The 16999-nt window shown below is 47.2% G+C and carries 16 protein-coding genes, 2 tRNA genes and 3 pseudogenes; 13 read left to right on the top strand and 8 right to left on the bottom strand.

Going from position 1 to position 16999, the window contains the following annotated elements:
• Positions 1-4: 4 nt before the first annotated feature.
• Genes BQ1619_RS04080 through carA form a run of 4 tightly spaced genes read right to left on the bottom strand, consistent with a single transcriptional unit; the run spans position 5 to position 5448 of the window.
• Positions 5-478: a DUF4149 domain-containing protein gene (locus BQ1619_RS04080; RefSeq protein WP_114662398.1), complete on the bottom strand. Its 474-nt coding sequence runs from the start codon at positions 476-478 to the stop codon at positions 5-7.
• Positions 478-954 carry a transcription elongation factor GreA gene (greA, locus tag BQ1619_RS04075; RefSeq protein WP_114662397.1) on the bottom strand — a complete coding sequence of 159 codons (477 nt, stop codon included), beginning with the start codon at positions 952-954 and terminating at the stop codon, positions 478-480. Before greA ends, BQ1619_RS04080 begins: the two co-directional genes overlap by 1 nt.
• A 55-nt stretch (positions 955-1009) precedes the next feature.
• Positions 1010-4261: a carbamoyl-phosphate synthase large subunit gene (gene carB, locus BQ1619_RS04070; RefSeq protein WP_114662396.1), complete on the bottom strand. Its 3252-nt coding sequence runs from the start codon at positions 4259-4261 to the stop codon at positions 1010-1012.
• Positions 4261-5448 carry a glutamine-hydrolyzing carbamoyl-phosphate synthase small subunit gene (gene carA / locus BQ1619_RS04065; protein ID WP_114663508.1) on the bottom strand — a complete coding sequence of 396 codons (1188 nt, stop codon included), beginning with the start codon at positions 5446-5448 and terminating at the stop codon, positions 4261-4263. The genes carB and carA overlap by 1 nt, the downstream gene beginning before the upstream one ends.
• A 589-nt stretch (positions 5449-6037) precedes the next feature.
• On the opposite strand from carA, the gene BQ1619_RS04055 reads away from it, so the two are divergent.
• The 8 genes and pseudogenes from BQ1619_RS04055 to pstS form a co-directional block, all read left to right on the top strand.
• Positions 6038-6718 (top strand): RlmE family RNA methyltransferase, encoded by a 681-nt coding sequence (locus tag BQ1619_RS04055; protein WP_114662394.1) that lies wholly within the window; start codon positions 6038-6040, stop codon positions 6716-6718.
• 155 nt (positions 6719-6873) lie between these two features.
• The gene (gene ftsH / locus BQ1619_RS04050) at positions 6874-8751 is read left to right on the top strand and encodes an ATP-dependent zinc metalloprotease FtsH (protein WP_269460069.1); all 1878 of its coding nucleotides are present in this window, start codon (positions 6874-6876) and stop codon (positions 8749-8751) included.
• Positions 8752-8850: 99 nt separating this feature from the next.
• Positions 8851-9630, top strand: a complete 780-nt coding sequence (gene folP / locus BQ1619_RS04045) for a dihydropteroate synthase (RefSeq protein WP_331851891.1) — start codon at positions 8851-8853, stop codon at positions 9628-9630.
• A gap of 39 nt (positions 9631-9669) precedes the next feature.
• Entirely contained in the window at positions 9670-11013 is a 1344-nt protein-coding gene (glmM, locus tag BQ1619_RS04040; RefSeq protein ID WP_114662390.1) for a phosphoglucosamine mutase, read from the top strand.
• A gap of 17 nt (positions 11014-11030) precedes the next feature.
• Positions 11031-11261 carry a hypothetical protein gene (locus tag BQ1619_RS04035; protein ID WP_114662388.1) on the top strand — a complete coding sequence of 77 codons (231 nt, stop codon included), beginning with the start codon at positions 11031-11033 and terminating at the stop codon, positions 11259-11261.
• Between the two features lie 3 nt (positions 11262-11264).
• Entirely contained in the window at positions 11265-11969 is a 705-nt protein-coding gene (locus BQ1619_RS04030) for an alkaline phosphatase (RefSeq protein ID WP_114662386.1), read from the top strand.
• A gap of 107 nt (positions 11970-12076) precedes the next feature.
• Positions 12077-12283 (top strand): hypothetical protein, encoded by a 207-nt coding sequence (locus BQ1619_RS08645; RefSeq protein WP_231968483.1) that lies wholly within the window; start codon positions 12077-12079, stop codon positions 12281-12283.
• Positions 12226-13052, top strand: a pseudogene (gene pstS / locus BQ1619_RS10615) (phosphate ABC transporter substrate-binding protein PstS); the annotation flags it as partial. The gene BQ1619_RS08645 and the pseudogene pstS, both read left to right, overlap by 58 nt.
• Here pstS and BQ1619_RS10610 read toward each other — a convergent pair.
• Both BQ1619_RS10610 and BQ1619_RS10605 read right to left on the bottom strand, forming a co-directional pair.
• Positions 13032-13397, bottom strand: a pseudogene (locus BQ1619_RS10610) (GNAT family N-acetyltransferase); the annotation flags it as partial. The pseudogenes pstS and BQ1619_RS10610 overlap by 21 nt on opposite strands.
• 1 nt (position 13398) lies before the next feature.
• Positions 13399-13743: pseudogene (locus BQ1619_RS10605) on the bottom strand (UDP-2,3-diacylglucosamine diphosphatase); the annotation flags it as partial.
• Positions 13744-13974: 231 nt separating this feature from the next.
• Here BQ1619_RS10605 and BQ1619_RS10250 point away from each other — a divergent pair.
• Both BQ1619_RS10250 and BQ1619_RS10245 read left to right on the top strand, forming a co-directional pair.
• Positions 13975-14244, top strand: coding sequence for a lysophospholipid acyltransferase family protein (locus BQ1619_RS10250; RefSeq protein WP_197711861.1), 270 nt, complete (start codon positions 13975-13977; stop codon positions 14242-14244).
• A 5-nt stretch (positions 14245-14249) separates the two neighbouring features.
• Positions 14250-14504, top strand: coding sequence for a 1-acyl-sn-glycerol-3-phosphate acyltransferase (locus tag BQ1619_RS10245; RefSeq protein WP_197711860.1), 255 nt, complete (start codon positions 14250-14252; stop codon positions 14502-14504).
• 305 nt (positions 14505-14809) lie between these two features.
• Here BQ1619_RS10245 and BQ1619_RS04000 read toward each other — a convergent pair whose 3' ends face one another.
• Both BQ1619_RS04000 and BQ1619_RS03995 read right to left on the bottom strand, forming a co-directional pair.
• On the bottom strand, positions 14810-15106 hold the full coding sequence (locus BQ1619_RS04000; protein WP_162784591.1) for a hypothetical protein: 297 nt from the start codon (positions 15104-15106) through the stop codon (positions 14810-14812).
• A gap of 8 nt (positions 15107-15114) precedes the next feature.
• Entirely contained in the window at positions 15115-15495 is a 381-nt protein-coding gene (locus tag BQ1619_RS03995) for a hypothetical protein (RefSeq protein ID WP_114662380.1), read from the bottom strand.
• A gap of 60 nt (positions 15496-15555) precedes the next feature.
• Between BQ1619_RS03995 and BQ1619_RS03990 the strand changes: the two genes are divergently transcribed.
• From BQ1619_RS03990 to BQ1619_RS03980, 3 genes are all read left to right on the top strand, one after another.
• Positions 15556-15632: transfer RNA gene (locus BQ1619_RS03990), tRNA-Pro, on the top strand.
• 36 nt (positions 15633-15668) lie between these two features.
• Positions 15669-15745, top strand: a tRNA-Arg gene (locus tag BQ1619_RS03985).
• Between the two features lie 301 nt (positions 15746-16046).
• Positions 16047-16958, top strand: coding sequence for an amino acid ABC transporter substrate-binding protein (locus BQ1619_RS03980; protein ID WP_114662378.1), 912 nt, complete (start codon positions 16047-16049; stop codon positions 16956-16958).
• Positions 16959-16999 lie beyond the last annotated feature (41 nt).

The following is a 16999-nucleotide window of genomic DNA, read 5'->3' as shown; positions in this document are numbered from 1 at the left end:
GCCGCTAGTCGGTGTTTTTTGTAGCACGCCACACCAAAAACAATCCAAGTAGCGCTTGACACACAAACAGGATGCTTGAGGTTCCATGCAGGCGGCTAAATAGCGCAGCATCACTCGACTCACGTACCGCAATCCCAGCAAACAAGGCTTGCTCACGAATGGCATCCATCCAAGGGATGATGATGAATGCGGCGCCCACCGTACAAATTAGCATACCCAAGAGGAGCCAGCGGATCAGGCGGTAACGCTGCAAACCAAGGCGGACGAGATGATTGGCCATCACCATCAGAAAACCACTCACTGCAACACCAATGTAAACGGTAGACCTAAACAGATTGGCCGCAATCATGCCTGCAACCTGACGATCACCAAGTGATGAAAAGAGGGTTGGAACAACTAGAAAACCAACAACAATGAAGCTGCCCACCCAAAGCCCAGAGATAGCACTAAATATTCTCTGGGTTCGGATGTAGGTCATTAGATGTATTTCACTGCCAGAATTTCGACTTCGCGGTTGCCGCCAGGAGCCTGAACAGCAACGACATCACCCTCTTCTTTACTGATTAAGGCGCGAGCGATCGGAGAGCTGATGGAAATTTTATTGGCGGCAATATCTGCTTCATCATCGCCAACAATTTGATAGGTGAACCTAGTGCCATCTTCAAGATCTTCTAGGTCCACCGTGGCACCAAAGACCACACGGCCAGAAACATCCAGGGAGGCAGGGTCAATGATCTGAGCTGCGGATAATTTACCTTCAAGCTCTTGAATGCGCCCTTCGATAAATCCTTGCTTTTCTTTGGCGGCATCGTACTCAGCGTTCTCAGAGAGATCACCTTGCGCGCGAGCCTCAGCAATCGCATTAATGACTGCAGGACGCTCTACATGTTTTAGGCGGTGCAATTCCTCCTTAAGGAGCTCTGCACCGCGCTTGGTAATGGGAATTGTGCTCATGCTACTAACCTAACTTAAAAAAAGCGCAACGCGCGCCTATCTTTCTAATTTTAGATTAATTGAGCGCCTGATGTAAGTTCTGCAAGGAACATACCTCTAAAGACTCTTTACTGCCTAATAAGCCATCCATCACAGCTCGTGCCGCGCTAATTGTGGTGTAGTAGGCCACACCATTTGCTTGGGCACTAGTGCGGATTGAACGGGAATCCGCAATGGCAGTTCGGGTCTCATCAACGGTTGTAAATACGAGAGAAATCTCACCATTTTTGATGAAATCCACAATATGTGGACGACCATCTTTGACCTTATTGACGACGCGTACGGGCAGGCCAGCGGCCTCAATCGCAGCTGCTGTACCTTTGGTAGCGACCATCGGGAAACCAAACTTGTCCAACAGCTTAGCCACCTCTACCGCTTTCGGTTTGTCACTATCTTTTACCGTCAGCAGCACAGTGCCACTCTTGGGCAACTTAATACCAGCACCCAACTGAGATTTAAATAGCGCTTCTCCGAAGGTTTTTCCAACACCCATGACTTCACCGGTTGAGCGCATTTCTGGTCCAAGAATGGGGTCAATTCCGGGAAATTTATTGAACGGGAAGACTGCTTCCTTCACCGAGAAATATGGTGGCTTCACTTCGGATGTAATGCCTTGCTGCTGTAGTGTTTGCCCAACCATACAGCGAGCCGCAATCTTTGCTAACTGCAAACCAGTAGCCTTGGAGACAAAAGGAACGGTGCGGGATGCCCGCGGATTCACTTCGAGCACATAGATGACATCCTTACCACCATCGTTCTGAATCGCAAACTGCACGTTCATCAGACCTACCACGTTCAGGCCTTTTGCCATCGCAGCGGTTTGGTGCTTAATTTCTTCTACCGTAGTGTCAGACAAGGAATATGGAGGCAACGAGCAAGCGGAGTCGCCTGAGTGCACGCCCGCTTGTTCGATGTGCTCCATGACGCCACCAATAAAGACATTATTACCATCGCAAATTGAATCGACATCGCACTCAATCGCATCATTGAGGAAACGATCAAGCAATACAGGAGAATCATTCGAAACTTTGACTGCTTCGCGCATATAACGCTCAAGATCACGTCCATCGTGAACAATTTCCATAGCGCGACCACCCAAAACATACGATGGACGCACTACCAATGGATAGCCAATTTCTTCTGCTAACTTTAGCGCCTCTTTTTCAGTACGCGCTGTCCGATTTGGCGGTTGACGCAAGCCAAGATCTTGCAAGAGTTTTTGGAAGCGCTCGCGATCTTCTGCAGCATCAATCATATCGGGTGATGTGCCAATGATTGGCACACCGTTGCGCTCAAGATCCAAAGCCAATTTCAGAGGCGTTTGACCACCGTACTGAACGATGACACCTTTTGGCTTCTCTTTTGCCACAATCTCCAAAACATCTTCCAGCGTTAAAGGCTCAAAGTACAAACGATCAGACGTATCGTAGTCAGTGGAAACGGTTTCAGGATTGCAATTGACCATGATGGTTTCGTAACCATCATCACGCATTGCTAAAGCGGCATGAACGCAGCAGTAATCAAACTCAATACCTTGACCAATGCGGTTTGGACCACCGCCCAAGACCATAATTTTGTCTTTTGTCGTTGGACGCGATTCGCACTCACCATGCTCTGTTTCATATGTGGAATACATGTAGGCAGTGTTGGTGGCGAACTCTGCTGCGCAGGTATCGACCCGTTTGTAGACAGGCAACACCTTTAAACGATGACGGGCTGCGCGTACTGAGAAAGCATCGACACCAAGCAATTTTGCCAAACGACGATCTGAGAACCCGTTTTGCTTCACAAAACGCAGTTCAGCGGCGGATAAGCTGTCAATCTTGCGTTGCTTGAGTTCATTCTCAATCGTAATCAGTTCTTCAATTTGTTCGAGGAACCAAGGATCCACCTTTGTTTCGCTATAGATCTCATCAAGACCCATACCCATGCGGAATGCATCGGCTAGATACCAAATGCGATCTGGACCGGGCTCATTTATTTCATTAATGATGTCATCAAGATCAGTAGAAACTTCATCCAAGCCATCAACACCAACCTCAAGGCCGCGTAATGCTTTTTGAAAAGACTCTTGGAAAGTGCGGCCAATAGCCATGACTTCGCCCACCGATTTCATCTGTGTCGTTAAGCGTGAGTCGGCTTGCGGGAATTTTTCAAATGCAAAGCGCGGAATCTTGGTGACAACATAGTCAATCGATGGCTCAAAGGATGCAGGAGTCGCTCCGCCAGTGATGTCATTCTTTAACTCATCGAGTGTATAGCCCACCGCTAACTTCGCTGCAATTTTGGCGATTGGAAAGCCGGTTGCCTTGGATGCTAGTGCGGATGAGCGCGATACCCGAGGATTCATCTCGATCACAATCATGCGACCGTCAACCGGGTTGATCGAGAACTGTACGTTTGAGCCGCCAGTATCCACACCAATTTCACGCAGGACTGCAATCGATGCATTCCGCATCAATTGATATTCTTTATCGGTCAGAGTTTGTGCGGGCGCAACGGTAATCGAGTCGCCTGTGTGCACACCCATCGGATCTAAATTTTCAATGGAGCAGACGATGATGCAATTGTCGTTGCAATCACGCACCACCTCCATCTCAAACTCTCTCCAGCCCAGCAAAGACTCTTCAATTAAGAGTTCGTGCGTTGGAGATAAATCAAGACCGCGTTTACAAATCTCTTCGAATTCTTCACGGTTATAGGCGATACCACCACCAGAACCACCCATTGTGAAGGAAGGACGTATCACCACAGGGAAACCGGAGCTACCGGTTTCTCGTTGAATGCGTTGCTGTACTTCATGGGCTTCTTCCATGGAGTGGGCAATACCGGATTTTGCAGAGCCCAAACCAATTTTGGTCATGGCGTCCTTAAACTTTTGACGATCTTCAGCCTTATCAATGGCCTCAGGGGAAGCGCCGATCAGTTCACAACCATACTTTTGCAATACACCGTGACGATGCAAATCCAACGCACAGTTCAAAGCTGTTTGACCACCCATCGTCGGCAAAATCGCATCCGGCTTTTCCGTTGCAATAATGCGCTCTACGACTTCCCAGGTAATTGGCTCAATGTAGGTCACATCGGCCATCTCGGGATCGGTCATGATGGTCGCTGGGTTACTGTTCACCAAGATGACTTTGTAACCTTCATCGCGCAATGCTTTACAGGCCTGCGCTCCCGAGTAATCGAATTCGCATGCTTGACCGATGACAATCGGACCAGCGCCAATAATGAGGATGCTCTTGATATCGCTACGCTTAGGCATTATTTGCCCTCCTTCTTACTGGCAGCATTCATGAGCTCCACAAATCGATCAAATAGATAGGCAATGTCATGCGGGCCTGGCGAAGCCTCTGGGTGACCCTGAAAACACAACGCAGGTTTATCCGTCCAGGCCAAACCTTGCAGGGATCCGTCGAATAGCGACACGTGGGTTACTCGAACATTATTCGGCAACGTATTAGCATCCACCGAAAAGCCATGGTTCTGAGAAGTAATGGCGACGCGACCCGTATCCAAATCCTTAACGGGGTGGTTTGCTCCGTGGTGACCAAACTTCATCTTCAAGGTTTTTGCACCCGCAGCTAGACCCATGATTTGATGACCCAAACAGATGCCAAATGTCGGGACCCCTTTTTCAATAATCTCTTTTGCAGCAGCAATTGCATAATCACAAGGCCCTGGATCCCCAGGACCGTTTGAGAAAAATACACCGTCTGGATTCAAGGCCAGTATATCCGTAGCGCTGGTTTGTGCTGGAACCACGGTTAACTCGCAACCACGTTCAGCGAGCATGCGGAGAATATTGCGTTTCACACCAAAGTCGTAGGCAACCACTTTCTTAGTGGGCTTTGAGGTATCGAGTGTTTTGTAAGCAGGTTTGCCGTTAGGGCCTTGCAACTCCCATTCGCCCTCACGCCACTCGTAAGGCGCCTTCGTAGTAACCACTTTTGCTAAATCCAGTCCTGCCATTCCCGGAAAAGCTTTGGCTAGTTGCAATGCCTTTTGACCAAGCGCCTGCACATCATCACCAGCCTTACCAGCGACAATCGACCCAGACTGGGCTCCCTGGTCCCGCAAGATACGAGTCAATTTGCGTGTATCGATCCCGGAGATGCCAACCACGCCGGCCTTTGCAAGATAACTCTCCAACGTTCCTTCAGCGCGGAAATTGGAAACCCGCTTCGGTAAATCTTTGATGACTAAGCCAGCAGCGTGGATCTGATCCGATTCGGCGTCTTGCGCATTTACACCAACATTACCAATGTGGGGATAAGTCAGAGTAATGATTTGACGCGAGTAACTTGGATCCGTAACGATCTCCTGATAGCCTGTTAATGCGGTATTAAAGACCACTTCGCCGGTGGTTTTGCCTGGGGCGCCAATACTAAAACCGGGAAATAGAGTGCCGTCGGCTAGTGCCAACACGGCGGGAGGAAAAGAAGGAAGCAAGGGTGACAAACCATCTCCAGTCCCTGCTCCATATGACGCTCAAAACCCCCAAAAAGACCAACCCGAGGCTTGTATATACGGGAGGAGAGTGTCTTTAAGCGCTAGGGTAATTAATTAGTTTCGAACCTTGCAAATGATACCAGTTTTACTCCCTAAGACCTTGAATCTCCAGCCAATTGGGCTCTAAAGGAAATATCCCGTCCAAACCCAAAGGTCGGGACGGGATAGTCTGGAAATGCCCATTCAGAAAAGTGAAGCTAAACGCTAATCCTTAGGCACCAGCGCGCTGCTCAATGATGGTCTTGATTTGCGCTAGAACATTTTGGTCTTCCATGGCGCTGATATCGCCAGGATCGCGACCCTCAGCAACCGCTTGTAAAGCGCGGCGCACGATTTTGCCTGAGCGAGTCTTTGGCAATGCAGAAAATATGATTCATGGTGGACATCAGCGCAACGGCATATCCACCAGTATCTCGTTGCACGCCCTTTGGTTTACCAGTTGTTCCGGAGGTTTTCGGTCGTTTCTGAACAAATCCTTTTGCTTTAGGGGTCAGAAACTAGGAAAATACAAGGCGAAAGAGAATACGTTGTGGCAAAAAATAAATTTGATAAAAGTTGGTTACAGGATCACCTCACCGATCCTTATGTGAAGATGGCCCAAAAAGAGGGCTATCGTGCTAGAGCGGTCTATAAGCTCAGTGAAATTGACGAGCAAGATCACCTGATCAAAGCAGGTATGACGATCGTGGATTTGGGGAGCGCCCCCGGAAGTTGGTCTCAATATGTTCGTAATCGCTTAACCGAATTCGGTAAAAGTAATCCCAAAATTGGGTCAGGCAAGCCGGACGGTCAGATTATTGCAATCGACACCTTGCCGATGGAAGAGATTGCCGACGTTCATTTCATACAGGGCGATTTTCGTGAAGAAGAAGGGCTCGCAGCCCTTGAGGCCTTATTACCCAAAGATGGCGATGGTAAAGTTGATTTGGTTCTTTCTGATATGGCGCCCAATTTATCGGGAGTCGGGGTTGCAGATGCCGCTCGCATGGCATTTTTGGCAAAAATAGCACTAGATTTTGCAGTGGCGCATCTAAAACCCGAAGGAGCACTGCTGATCAAATGTTTCAATGGGAGTTGTTATAGTCAGATTGTCGAGTCCTTCAAAAAGGTCTTTAAAACGGTCGCTTCCAGAAAGCCGAAAGCTTCAAGGGCTCGCTCATCCGAGATTTTCCTCTTGGGCAGAAACCTTAAACCCGCTAAATCATCCTGATTTCAGGCCGTTCACAAGCTCAATAACCCTCTGATTTACATGGGTTTATCAAATAAATCTGCCATTAGCCCTTGAAAAGGGGTGGTAGTAGAATCAAATACATAGGTAGCGATTCGCTTTAACTACTCTGGATCAATCCAGAAAAGGACTCAATTTTGAACAGCAATATGTTCCAAAAAATCGGAGTATGGCTCGTTGTGGGCTTAGTGCTTTTTACTGTTTTCAAACAGTTTGATAAGCCTAAGGACCAAAATCAAGTCACGTATTCCCAATTCATGGATGACGCCAAGGCCGGAAAAATTAAACGCGTTGATGTCCAAGGTCGCACCTTGCAAGTCACGCCTGCTGATGGCAATAAATATTCCATCATTTCTCCGGGCGACATCTGGATGGTTGGTGACTTAATGAAATACGGTGTTCAAGTTACCGGTAAGGCAGAAGAAGAGCCCAATATGCTGGTTTCTGCTTTGTACTACCTTGGGCCAACATTATTGATTATTGGTTTTTGGTTTTTCATGATGCGCCAGATGCAAGGTGGTGGTAAAGGTGGCGCATTCTCTTTTGGAAAATCTAAAGCGCGCCTAATTGATGGGAATAGCAATACGGTGACGTTTGCTGATGTCGCTGGCTGTGATGAAGCAAAGGAAGAAGTCTTCGAGTTAGTGGATTTCTTAAAAGATCCACAAAAGTTTCAGAAGTTGGGTGGGCGCATACCGCACGGCGTATTGCTTGTAGGCCCTCCAGGAACCGGTAAAACTCTGCTTGCACGGGCTATCGCGGGCGAAGCAAAAGTACCATTCTTCTCCATCTCAGGTTCGGATTTTGTCGAAATGTTCGTGGGTGTTGGTGCTTCTCGTGTGCGCGATATGTTTGAGAACGCGAAGAAAAACTCACCTTGCATCATTTTTATTGATGAAATTGATGCGGTGGGTCGCCATCGTGGTGCTGGTATGGGCGGCGGTAATGATGAGCGCGAACAAACCTTAAACCAAATGTTGGTTGAGATGGATGGTTTTGAAAGTAACAGCGGCGTCATCGTGGTTGCTGCTACCAATCGTTCGGATGTTTTAGATAGGGCGCTCTTGCGTCCCGGTCGTTTTGACCGACAGGTTCATGTTGGCCTGCCTGATATTCGTGGGCGCGAGCAGATTTTGCAAGTGCATATGCGCAAGGTGCCCATTGATCCTGATGTCAATGCAGCAGTATTGGCGCGTGGCGCTCCAGGATTTTCAGGTGCCGATTTAGCCAACCTGGTAAATGAAGCAGCATTGTTTGCTGCACGTCGCAATAAACGCTCTGTAGACATGAAAGACTTTGAGGACGCTAAGGATAAGATCTATATGGGTCCTGAGCGTAAGTCTGCCGTGATGCGTGAGGAAGAGCGCCGTAATACGGCGTATCACGAGTCGGGTCATGCAGTGGTTGCAAAAATCCTTCCTAAAGCAGACCCTGTGCATAAAGTTACTATCATGCCACGCGGTATGGCATTGGGTGTTACATGGCAGTTGCCCGAGTTTGATCGTGTCAATCTTTACAAAGATCGCATGTTGGAAGAATTGGCGATATTGTTTGGCGGACGTGCGGCAGAGGAAGTTTTCTTAAATTCCATGAGTACAGGTGCATCGAATGATTTTGAGCGTGCCACCAAAATGGCGCGCGATATGGTGACTCGTTATGGCATGAGCGATAGCTTAGGCACAATGGTCTACGTTGATACTGAATCCGAAAGCATTTTCGGTCGCACGAATTCGAAAACGGTTTCGGAGCTGACGCAACAAAAAGTTGATGCGGAAATTCGGACTTTGATTGACAGTCAGTACGCATTGGCCAAGTCGATTTTGGAGCAAAACCGTGACAAGGTCGAGGCAATGGTTGCCGCGTTGCTGGAATGGGAAACAATTGATGCCGAGCAAATTAACGACATAATGGAAGGTCGGCCTCCGCGTGCACCGAAGCCGCCATTGGCTACTCAGTTTGGTAACTCATCGGGAATACCTGGACCTGCGGCTGGAAACGCTCCTGCAACGGCATAGTCTTCACGCTAATGACCAGCAACGGCATTCCAAAGATGCCCACAACATGGCGTTGTGGGCGTTTTCTTTTTGACTTAACGAAACGTCAACGCCCCATTTATGGGAATACTGAATGCCACCCCGGATTCGTTTTCAGATGGCGGCAAATATCGAAGCGCAAAGGATGCGATTGCTCAAGCGGAGCGCATGATTCAGGGTGGCGTTGATTTGATTGATATTGGCGGTGAATCTACCAGACCGGGAGCGGAGCCTGTAGGTCTACAAGAGGAGATCGATCGCGTTTTGCCCGTTATTGAGGGTTTAAAGGATTGTGGCGTCCCGCTATCGATTGACACTTACAAAGCAAAAACAGTGCGCCAAGCTCTACGTGCAGGCGTGGATTGCGTCAATGACATTTGGGCTTTAAGGCAAGATGGCGCCGTGGGTGCTGTTCTCGAACATCAGCAATGCGGTATTGTGTTGATGCATATACAACGAGATCCACTCACGATGCAATTTAATCCAGAGTATCAGGATGTCATTCTGGAGGTGAGTCAATTTTTACAAGAGCGTGCTAATTTATTGATATCTCATGGGGTTCATCAAGATCGCATTGCTATTGATCCGGGTTTTGGGTTTGGTAAAAGCCTTGAACATAATTTAGAGATGCTAGCGAATTTCTCTAACTTCACCACTCTGGGTTATCCCGTTTTGGTCGGTATTTCGCGTAAATCGATGATTGGCAAGGTCACTGGTAAAGAGACACATGAGCAGGTGGCACCTAGTATTGCAGCTGTCATCATGGCGGCGGATCGTGGTGCTCAGATCGTCAGGGTTCATGACGTGCCTGAAACGGTTGATGCCATAAAGCTTTGGGCGGCAGTGAATGAGCCTCAATAAGCTTAGAACCCAGTATTTACCAGTTTTATAATCATATTCGTGAAAAAACAATACTTTGGAACCGATGGTATTCGTGGCGAGGTGGGCCAATTTCCGATTGTTCCAGAATTCATGACACGTTTAGGCTATGCCGCGGGTATGGTGCTCAATAAAAGTACTAAGCCTGGTGAACGTTGCAAGGTATTGATCGGAAAAGATACACGTGTATCTGGTTACTTGCTTGAAGCAGCCTTAGAAGCGGGTTTTGCTGCTGCTAGTGTAGATGTGATGTTATGTGGACCGATTCCAACACCAGGGGTTGCTTATCTAACGAAAGCATTGCGTTTATCGGCAGGCATTGTGATTTCTGCCTCGCATAATCCATACCAAGACAATGGCATTAAGTTTTTCTCAGCGAACGGCGATAAATTGGACGACGCCTTTGAGTTAGCCATTGAAGCAGAGCTTGCAAAACCGATGGGTTGCGTGAGTGCGCAAGAGCTTGGCAAAGCGTATCGATTGGATGATGCTGCAGGACGTTACATCGAGTTTTGCAAATCCACATTTCCGGGTGAGCTCAATCTCAAAGGCCTTAAGCTCGTGGTTGACTGCGCCAATGGTGCCGCATACCATACCGCGCCACACGTGTTTCATGAACTCGGCGCAGAGGTGATTTCTATTGGCGTTAATCCCGATGGTCGCAACATTAATGATGGTTGCGGTGCTACCGCCCCAGCAGCGCTGATCGCCAAGGTAAAAGAAGTCAATGCAGATTTGGGTATCGCGTTAGATGGCGATGCAGATCGATTGCAAATGGTGGATGCCACTGGCCGCTTGTTTAATGGTGATGAGCTCTTATATGTGCTAACAAAAGATCGCTTGGATCGTGGTCAGAAACTCGGCGGTGCGGTCGGCACGCTCATGACGAACCTTGCCGTAGAAAACGCCATCATCGCTCTAGGAATTGGCTTTGAGCGCGCCAATGTCGGTGATCGCTATGTTTTGGAACTCCTAAAACAAAAAGGCTGGATTATTGGCGGTGAGGGCTCTGGACATTTACTTTGCCTAGATCAACACTCGACTGGTGATGGCACGATTGCCGCGCTCCAAGTTTTAGCCGCTATGAGCCAAAACAAGAAAAGCCTCGCGCAATTATTGTATGCAGTCAAAATCTATCCTCAAGTACTCTTGAATGTGAAATTCAAGTCAGGCTATGACTGGAAATCTGACTACAAGCTCAAGGATCAAATTACCAAAGTTGAAAACGATCTAAAAGATATTGGTAGGGTGCTTATTCGTGCTTCTGGCACAGAGCCGCTGTTAAGGGTAATGGTCGAGACCCAAGATTCTCAGCTTGCCATGAGTGCAGCAAAAAGTATTGCCGATTTAGTACCAACAGTATAAACAGCATAAGGCGCAGAATGATTGCTGCTTTTCTCAGAATCAATTTCATTTGCTTAGTAACGGTAGCGCTTATCGGTGGGCAACCCACTTATGCTCAAAGCACCCCCAGCAAGCCTAAAAATATCATCATTCTGTTTGCCGATGGAACCACCAATAGTCAATACGAGTTTGGGCGATACTCCAGTGCCCAATTGCGTCAACAATCCTTCGCGATCATCGATGAGGTAATGGCTAATGGTCACTATTAACTAATGAAGACGGAATCCGCAAATTACTTTGTGACCGATTCCGCCGCGGCGGCATCTGCCATGTCTACCGGGTATAAGGTCAATAATGGCTCGATCTTCATGACTCCGGACGGTCAATCTCCGTCAACTTTGCTGCAGGTGGCAAAAGAAAGTGGAAAACGCATCGGTCTTATTAGTACGGCACCAATATACGATGCTAGCCCGGCAGCGTTTAGTGTTCACGCTCAATCACGCCGCGATAGTGAGATGATTGTGAATCAATACCTTGCGCTAGAGCCAGAAGTTTTGATGGGTGGCAGGAGAAATTATTTTTTACCAACTTCTATTCCTGGCGGAAAACGCCAGGATAACTTGAATGTCGTGGATGCTTTTAAGGCCAAGGATTACCAATATCTGTCTAGCCCAGGTGATCTCAGCTCAATTCAAAAAAATCGGGTTTTGGGCTTATTTGCTGTTGAGGATATTGATTGCGAAATCGATCGTGATCCACACGAAATGCCTAACCTGTCCCAAATGCTGTCGGCTGGCCTGCAAGTACTGAGCTCTCAGTCGAAGAGGGATAAGGGATTTGTTCTGTTTGCCGAAAATGAGAATACCGGTTCTGCAGGGCATCAAAATGATGTTGCTGCCTTAATGCGGGATCTATGGGCCTTTGATGATGCAGTAAGGTCGCACTGGATTTCCAGAAGAAGAACCCAGATACGTTGATTATTGTGACGGGCGACCATGAAACAGGCGGCTTTTCACCTACTTATGGACGAAAGAATTTAGGACCCGCAGGTCCAAACAATTATCAGAATGTTGGCCTTACGCAGTTGAAAATGATTGAGCAGTACACGATGTCGCTCAACGAGTTTTCTGAAAAGTTCAAATCTCAGGCTAAGGAGGGTGCTAGCCCCGCAGAACTCAAGTCATATTTGAATACATTATTGCAAGAGGGTTTTCCAGGCTTGGCTGTGGATGAGGCATCAAGCAGATTAATGCGAAGACTGTTGATTTTGGCGCAACGGACAATCCCGTGAAATTCAAAGACCTCGAAAAAGACGGTATGGTTCAGTTTCCAGCCACCATCGGTGGAGTGGTGCCGGCGATTAACGTTGAGGGTGTAAAGCCTGGCGAAATCAAATTGGATGGTCCAACTTTGGCAGACATTTTTCAGGGTGTGATCTCGGATTTGGGTGATAAACGTATCGCCATCATGAACCCAGCGTGAAGATCCCGAGTGGCCCGATTACCGTTGTCGTACGCGCTGATGGTTCTGGTACTACCGCAATTTTTACAGACTACCTTGCAAAAACGAGTTCACTCTTCAAGGATGCTGTTGGTTCTGGTGCATCCGTCAAGTGGCCAGCTGCCTCCACCGTAGGCGGCAAGGGTAATGAGGGCGTGGCGGCTAACGTGACACGCGTCAAAATTCTGTTGGTTATGTTGAGTATGCCTACGCCAAGAAGAACAAGATGACCTCTATTTCTTTAAAAAAATAAGGATGGTCAATTTGTGACTCCAGATGACTTAACCTTTGCAGCCGCAGCAGCAAGTACTGATTGGGCTTCTATCCCAGGTATGGGCACATTTATTGCAAATGCTCCTGGTGCAAAATCCTGGCCGATCACCGGCGCTTCATTTGTCTTGATTTATAAGAATCCTGAAAATAAAGCAAACGTTGCTGAAGTCATCAAATTTTTTGACTTTGCATTCAAAGACGGCAAGAAAATGGCGGAAGATTTGGATTACGTTCCAATGCCAGACAAAACAACTGAAGTTAATGTCCTAGAGGCGCAGCATCGTTAACAGATCAGCGGTATTGAAATCCGGATCCCATGCTGGAGCGCTGCAGATCTTGGCACCCAACTTTAGGTAGCCTTTGATCAATGGCGGCGCTTCAACATCCAAACCACCATTTAACTTATCCAACGGAAGCGGTAAGCGAGGGAAGGCATGAAATTCCGTTGGTGCTATCTGATTGCTATTTAAGGAGTTGTATAGGCTTGCCGCAAAGTGACCGCCATCAGCCATCGGAATACTGGCGCAACCTAACATGATTTCATAACCATTCTTGAGCATGTATTGAGCTAAGCCACTCCAGAGAGCCATAATTACAGCGCCCGAAGGGTAATCTTGGTGTACGCAGGATCTACACCCACAACTTTTTGCTCTTCAAAGTGGTGTGGATAAGCTCCTCAACGACCTTTACATCACCAAATGACAGGCCAAAAAATTGGCGAGCACTTTCGTCATGATTTCCTGGGACATATATCACTTCAGCGCCTTTGCGCGCCTTACGTAATAATTTTTGTACTACGTCGTTATGTGCCTGAGGCCAGCAAAAGGATTTCTTTAGACGTCATCCATCAATAATGTCGCCGACCAAATAAAATTTATCGGCTTCGTTGTGCTTTAAGAAATCGAGGAGGTAGTTGGCCTGACACCCTGATGTTCCGAGGTGCACGTCTGAGATCCAGATGGCTCTGTAATGCGTCATGAAACCACATTAAGCCTATTTGACATTTTTAAGTCAGTTTGATGACGTAGGATATTTATTACATTTTCCTTTATATTGTTGTTGTATATGACCACCTCAAGCAATTCAATACCCTCAAACACCGCATTATTGAAACGTTTTTTTCTTTGGATTGCGATATGGCTACATGTTTTATCAGGTGTAGGCACGTTATTGCTAATTTTTCCATTCTCCAATGCCTAATCCAAGAAATTGCATATCCAACAATGGTCAACACATCTCTTGCGAATTTTTGGAATTGAATTAGCTGTTAAGAATGCGGAGGTACTTCCATCAAGCTCGTATTTATTGTCGTCAAATCATATTTCCTGGATGGATATTCATGCCATCAATGCCTTTCATCCGATTCGCTTTGTGGCGAAGTCGGAAGTAGAGAAATGGCCGATATTTGGATGGATGGCTAAGCAGCTTGGAACAGTCTTTATTCGTCGCGATAGCTCTCGTCATGCACATTTGTTGTAGGCGAGATGAGCGAGGTTCTCAAAAATGAATCTATCTGCATTTTTCCAGAAGGCACTTCGACGAATGGTGAGTCGGTTCGTCCTTTTAGACCCAATTTATTCGAGTCCGCCGTCATTGCGGATGTACCAGTTTATTCACTCGCCATACGTTATGTTTCAAAGATCTCGGGGCAAAGATCCGAAGCCGCCGCTTTTATTGGGGATATGGGCCTTTTGGAGTCCATGAGCAATAATCCACCTTCAGGGGTTGGTATGCCATAGTTATTGTTCAACCGTTCAACCGAAACACCAGTGTAGCTATTCTGCCCAATATACGAAACACCAACACCTAAATTATTCTGGTTGCTGAAGGTATTGGGAAGTTTGCCGGTGTAGTTATTTCCACCATTTCCCTCTGGGGGAACGGTCCAACCACCTACAGGTTCTCCCTGCGATTGTGTTGAGCCTCCTGGAATGCGGTAATTGTTCGCGTTGTTGATGGTAGTACGACGTGCACGGCTACTGATCCAAACGCGCTATCGACCTCCAAAGAGCCATCGCCATAGCCTGTAGCTGAAACGCCAAGTTCATTGGCTAATAGCTCCTAGTGTTGAACCCAATTTATTGAGCAATTCATCGCCTTGCAAAATTTTGGTTGGCGTCAGAATGCTTTGCGTTGTTTCTTGGCTCCCGGTGGCTGTAATTTCTATATTGGAAACTGCCGATTGCGCAAGCGCACCCAGAGCGAATGGGCTCGCTGCTATAGCGAATAGAAGCCGCTTATTGTGCTGCTTTAAAATAATGGATACAACCTGTAATTCATCGACAACCTCAAACCTCTTTTGCCCACACGATGGGGCAAGCCAAATGGATGGCCGAGACATTTGCTCGGTCAAAAACGCTTTTTAAAGAAGCTGGGCAGGCGATGCTCGAGACTGGTATGCCGATAACGCATTCTGGGCAATGGGGTTGGGGTAATAGAAATTGGAACCGTGCTAGCAATAAGCAGAGCCGGTGCGATCACATTTGTCGTGGGTATAAATTCTGCTAATGTGAGCGCATCTAATAGGTGGCAGACATCAGAACTGTGATTAAGGGAAGCGCTTGCATCGCTAGAGATATTTTGACCAATTGCAGTTTGCTGTTGGCTCGCATGTGAGATGCTGTGCGTGAATCCAAACTGCTGGATGCCAATCACGCAAGCCCACAGCAAAACTACTGCCAAAGCAGTTTTTGCGTGCGAGAAGGATTTGCTAGAAAAATAGGCAGCCATTGCCCGAATCTTACAGGATTTGCCTGAAATAGCCCTGTCGGTGTAGAATATCGGTTCCGTCGGAGTGTAGCGCAGCCTGGTAGCGCACCTGCTTTGGGAGCAGGGGGTCCAAGGTTCGAATCCTTGTACTCCGACCACTTTTTCTATTTGTTCTATATAGACCCAGCCAATATCTGCCCATAGCTCAGCTGGATAGAGCAACGGCCTTCTAAGCCGTAGGTCGCAGGTTCGACTCCTGCTGGGCAGGCCAAATTTTGACATCTCTTTTTTCGCAGATTTCAACCATTTTGTGTTAAAACCCGCACAAAAGATGCAAAGTTCCGAGACGTGTAAATATTTGCTATAACTGCTTAGATTATTGCGATTAATAAGCAACCCATTGGAGGCATTCATGAGATACTCATCGAGGATCAAGCTAGGCGTTATAACCTGGCTATTCATTGGCGCTGTATCAGTCCAGGCGGCCAGTATCACTCTAGACAAAATCAAATCCAGGAGCACGGTTACCATGGGGGTACGTGAGTCCTCCATTCCACCCATTGGAGGCATTCATGAGATACTCATCGAGGATCAAGCTAGGCGTTATAACCTGGCTATTCATTGGCGCTGTATCAGTCCAGGCGGCCAGTATCACTCTAGACAAAATCAAATCCAGGAGCACGGTTACCATGGGGGTACGTGAGTCCTCCATTCCGATGTCCTATACAACAGGCGATAACCGTTTTGATGGTTACCATGTCGAAATCTGCCGTATGGTTTTGGGTGAGATTAGGGACAGACTTGGTGTAAGTACCTTACGTATTAACTACCAACCGGTAACCTCTCAAAACCGTGTTCCGTTAGTTCAAAATGGAACGGTCGATATTGAGTGTGGTACGATAACAAATAATATTAATCGCGCAAAGGACGTGGGTTTTGCCAATACCCTTTATGTCGAAGAAGTGCGTATTGCTGTTAAAGCAAATTCAGGTATCAAATCAATCTCAGATTTGAATGGCAAGAAAGTTGCCACCACAACCGGCACTACCTCTGTTCAACTATTGCGTAAGCATGAGCGTGCAAATGGCGTGAACTTTGATGAAGTATTTGGCAAAGACCACGCAGATAGCTTTTTGTTACTGGAATCCGGACGTGCTGATGCGTTCGTAATGGATGGTTCCATCTTGGCTGGAAACATTGCTAACTCTAAAAATCCAAAGGATTACAAGATTGTTGGTGAAGTTTTAAGTACTGAGCCCATTGCTATCATGGTCCGCAAAGACGATCCTGAATTTAAAGCAGCTGTAAATGCAGCGATTGCCAAAATCGTCGCCAATGGGAAGATGCCTGGATTGTGGAATAAATGGTTCTTATCACCCATTCCTCCGAAGAACATTGTCGTTGGTCTTGAATTGTCCCCAGTAACGAAAAATGCATGGGCTAATTTGAATGATAAACCTGCCGAAGACTACAACAAGAAGTAATTCAGTATTTTTATTGGGTAGCCCTCAGCCGCTTTATTTCA

The sequence above is a fragment of the Polynucleobacter necessarius genome (genome assembly GCF_900095195.1).
Taxonomy (GTDB): Bacteria; Pseudomonadota; Gammaproteobacteria; order Burkholderiales; family Burkholderiaceae; genus Polynucleobacter; species Polynucleobacter necessarius_G.
This window is presented reverse-complemented; position numbering and strand designations above follow the sequence as displayed.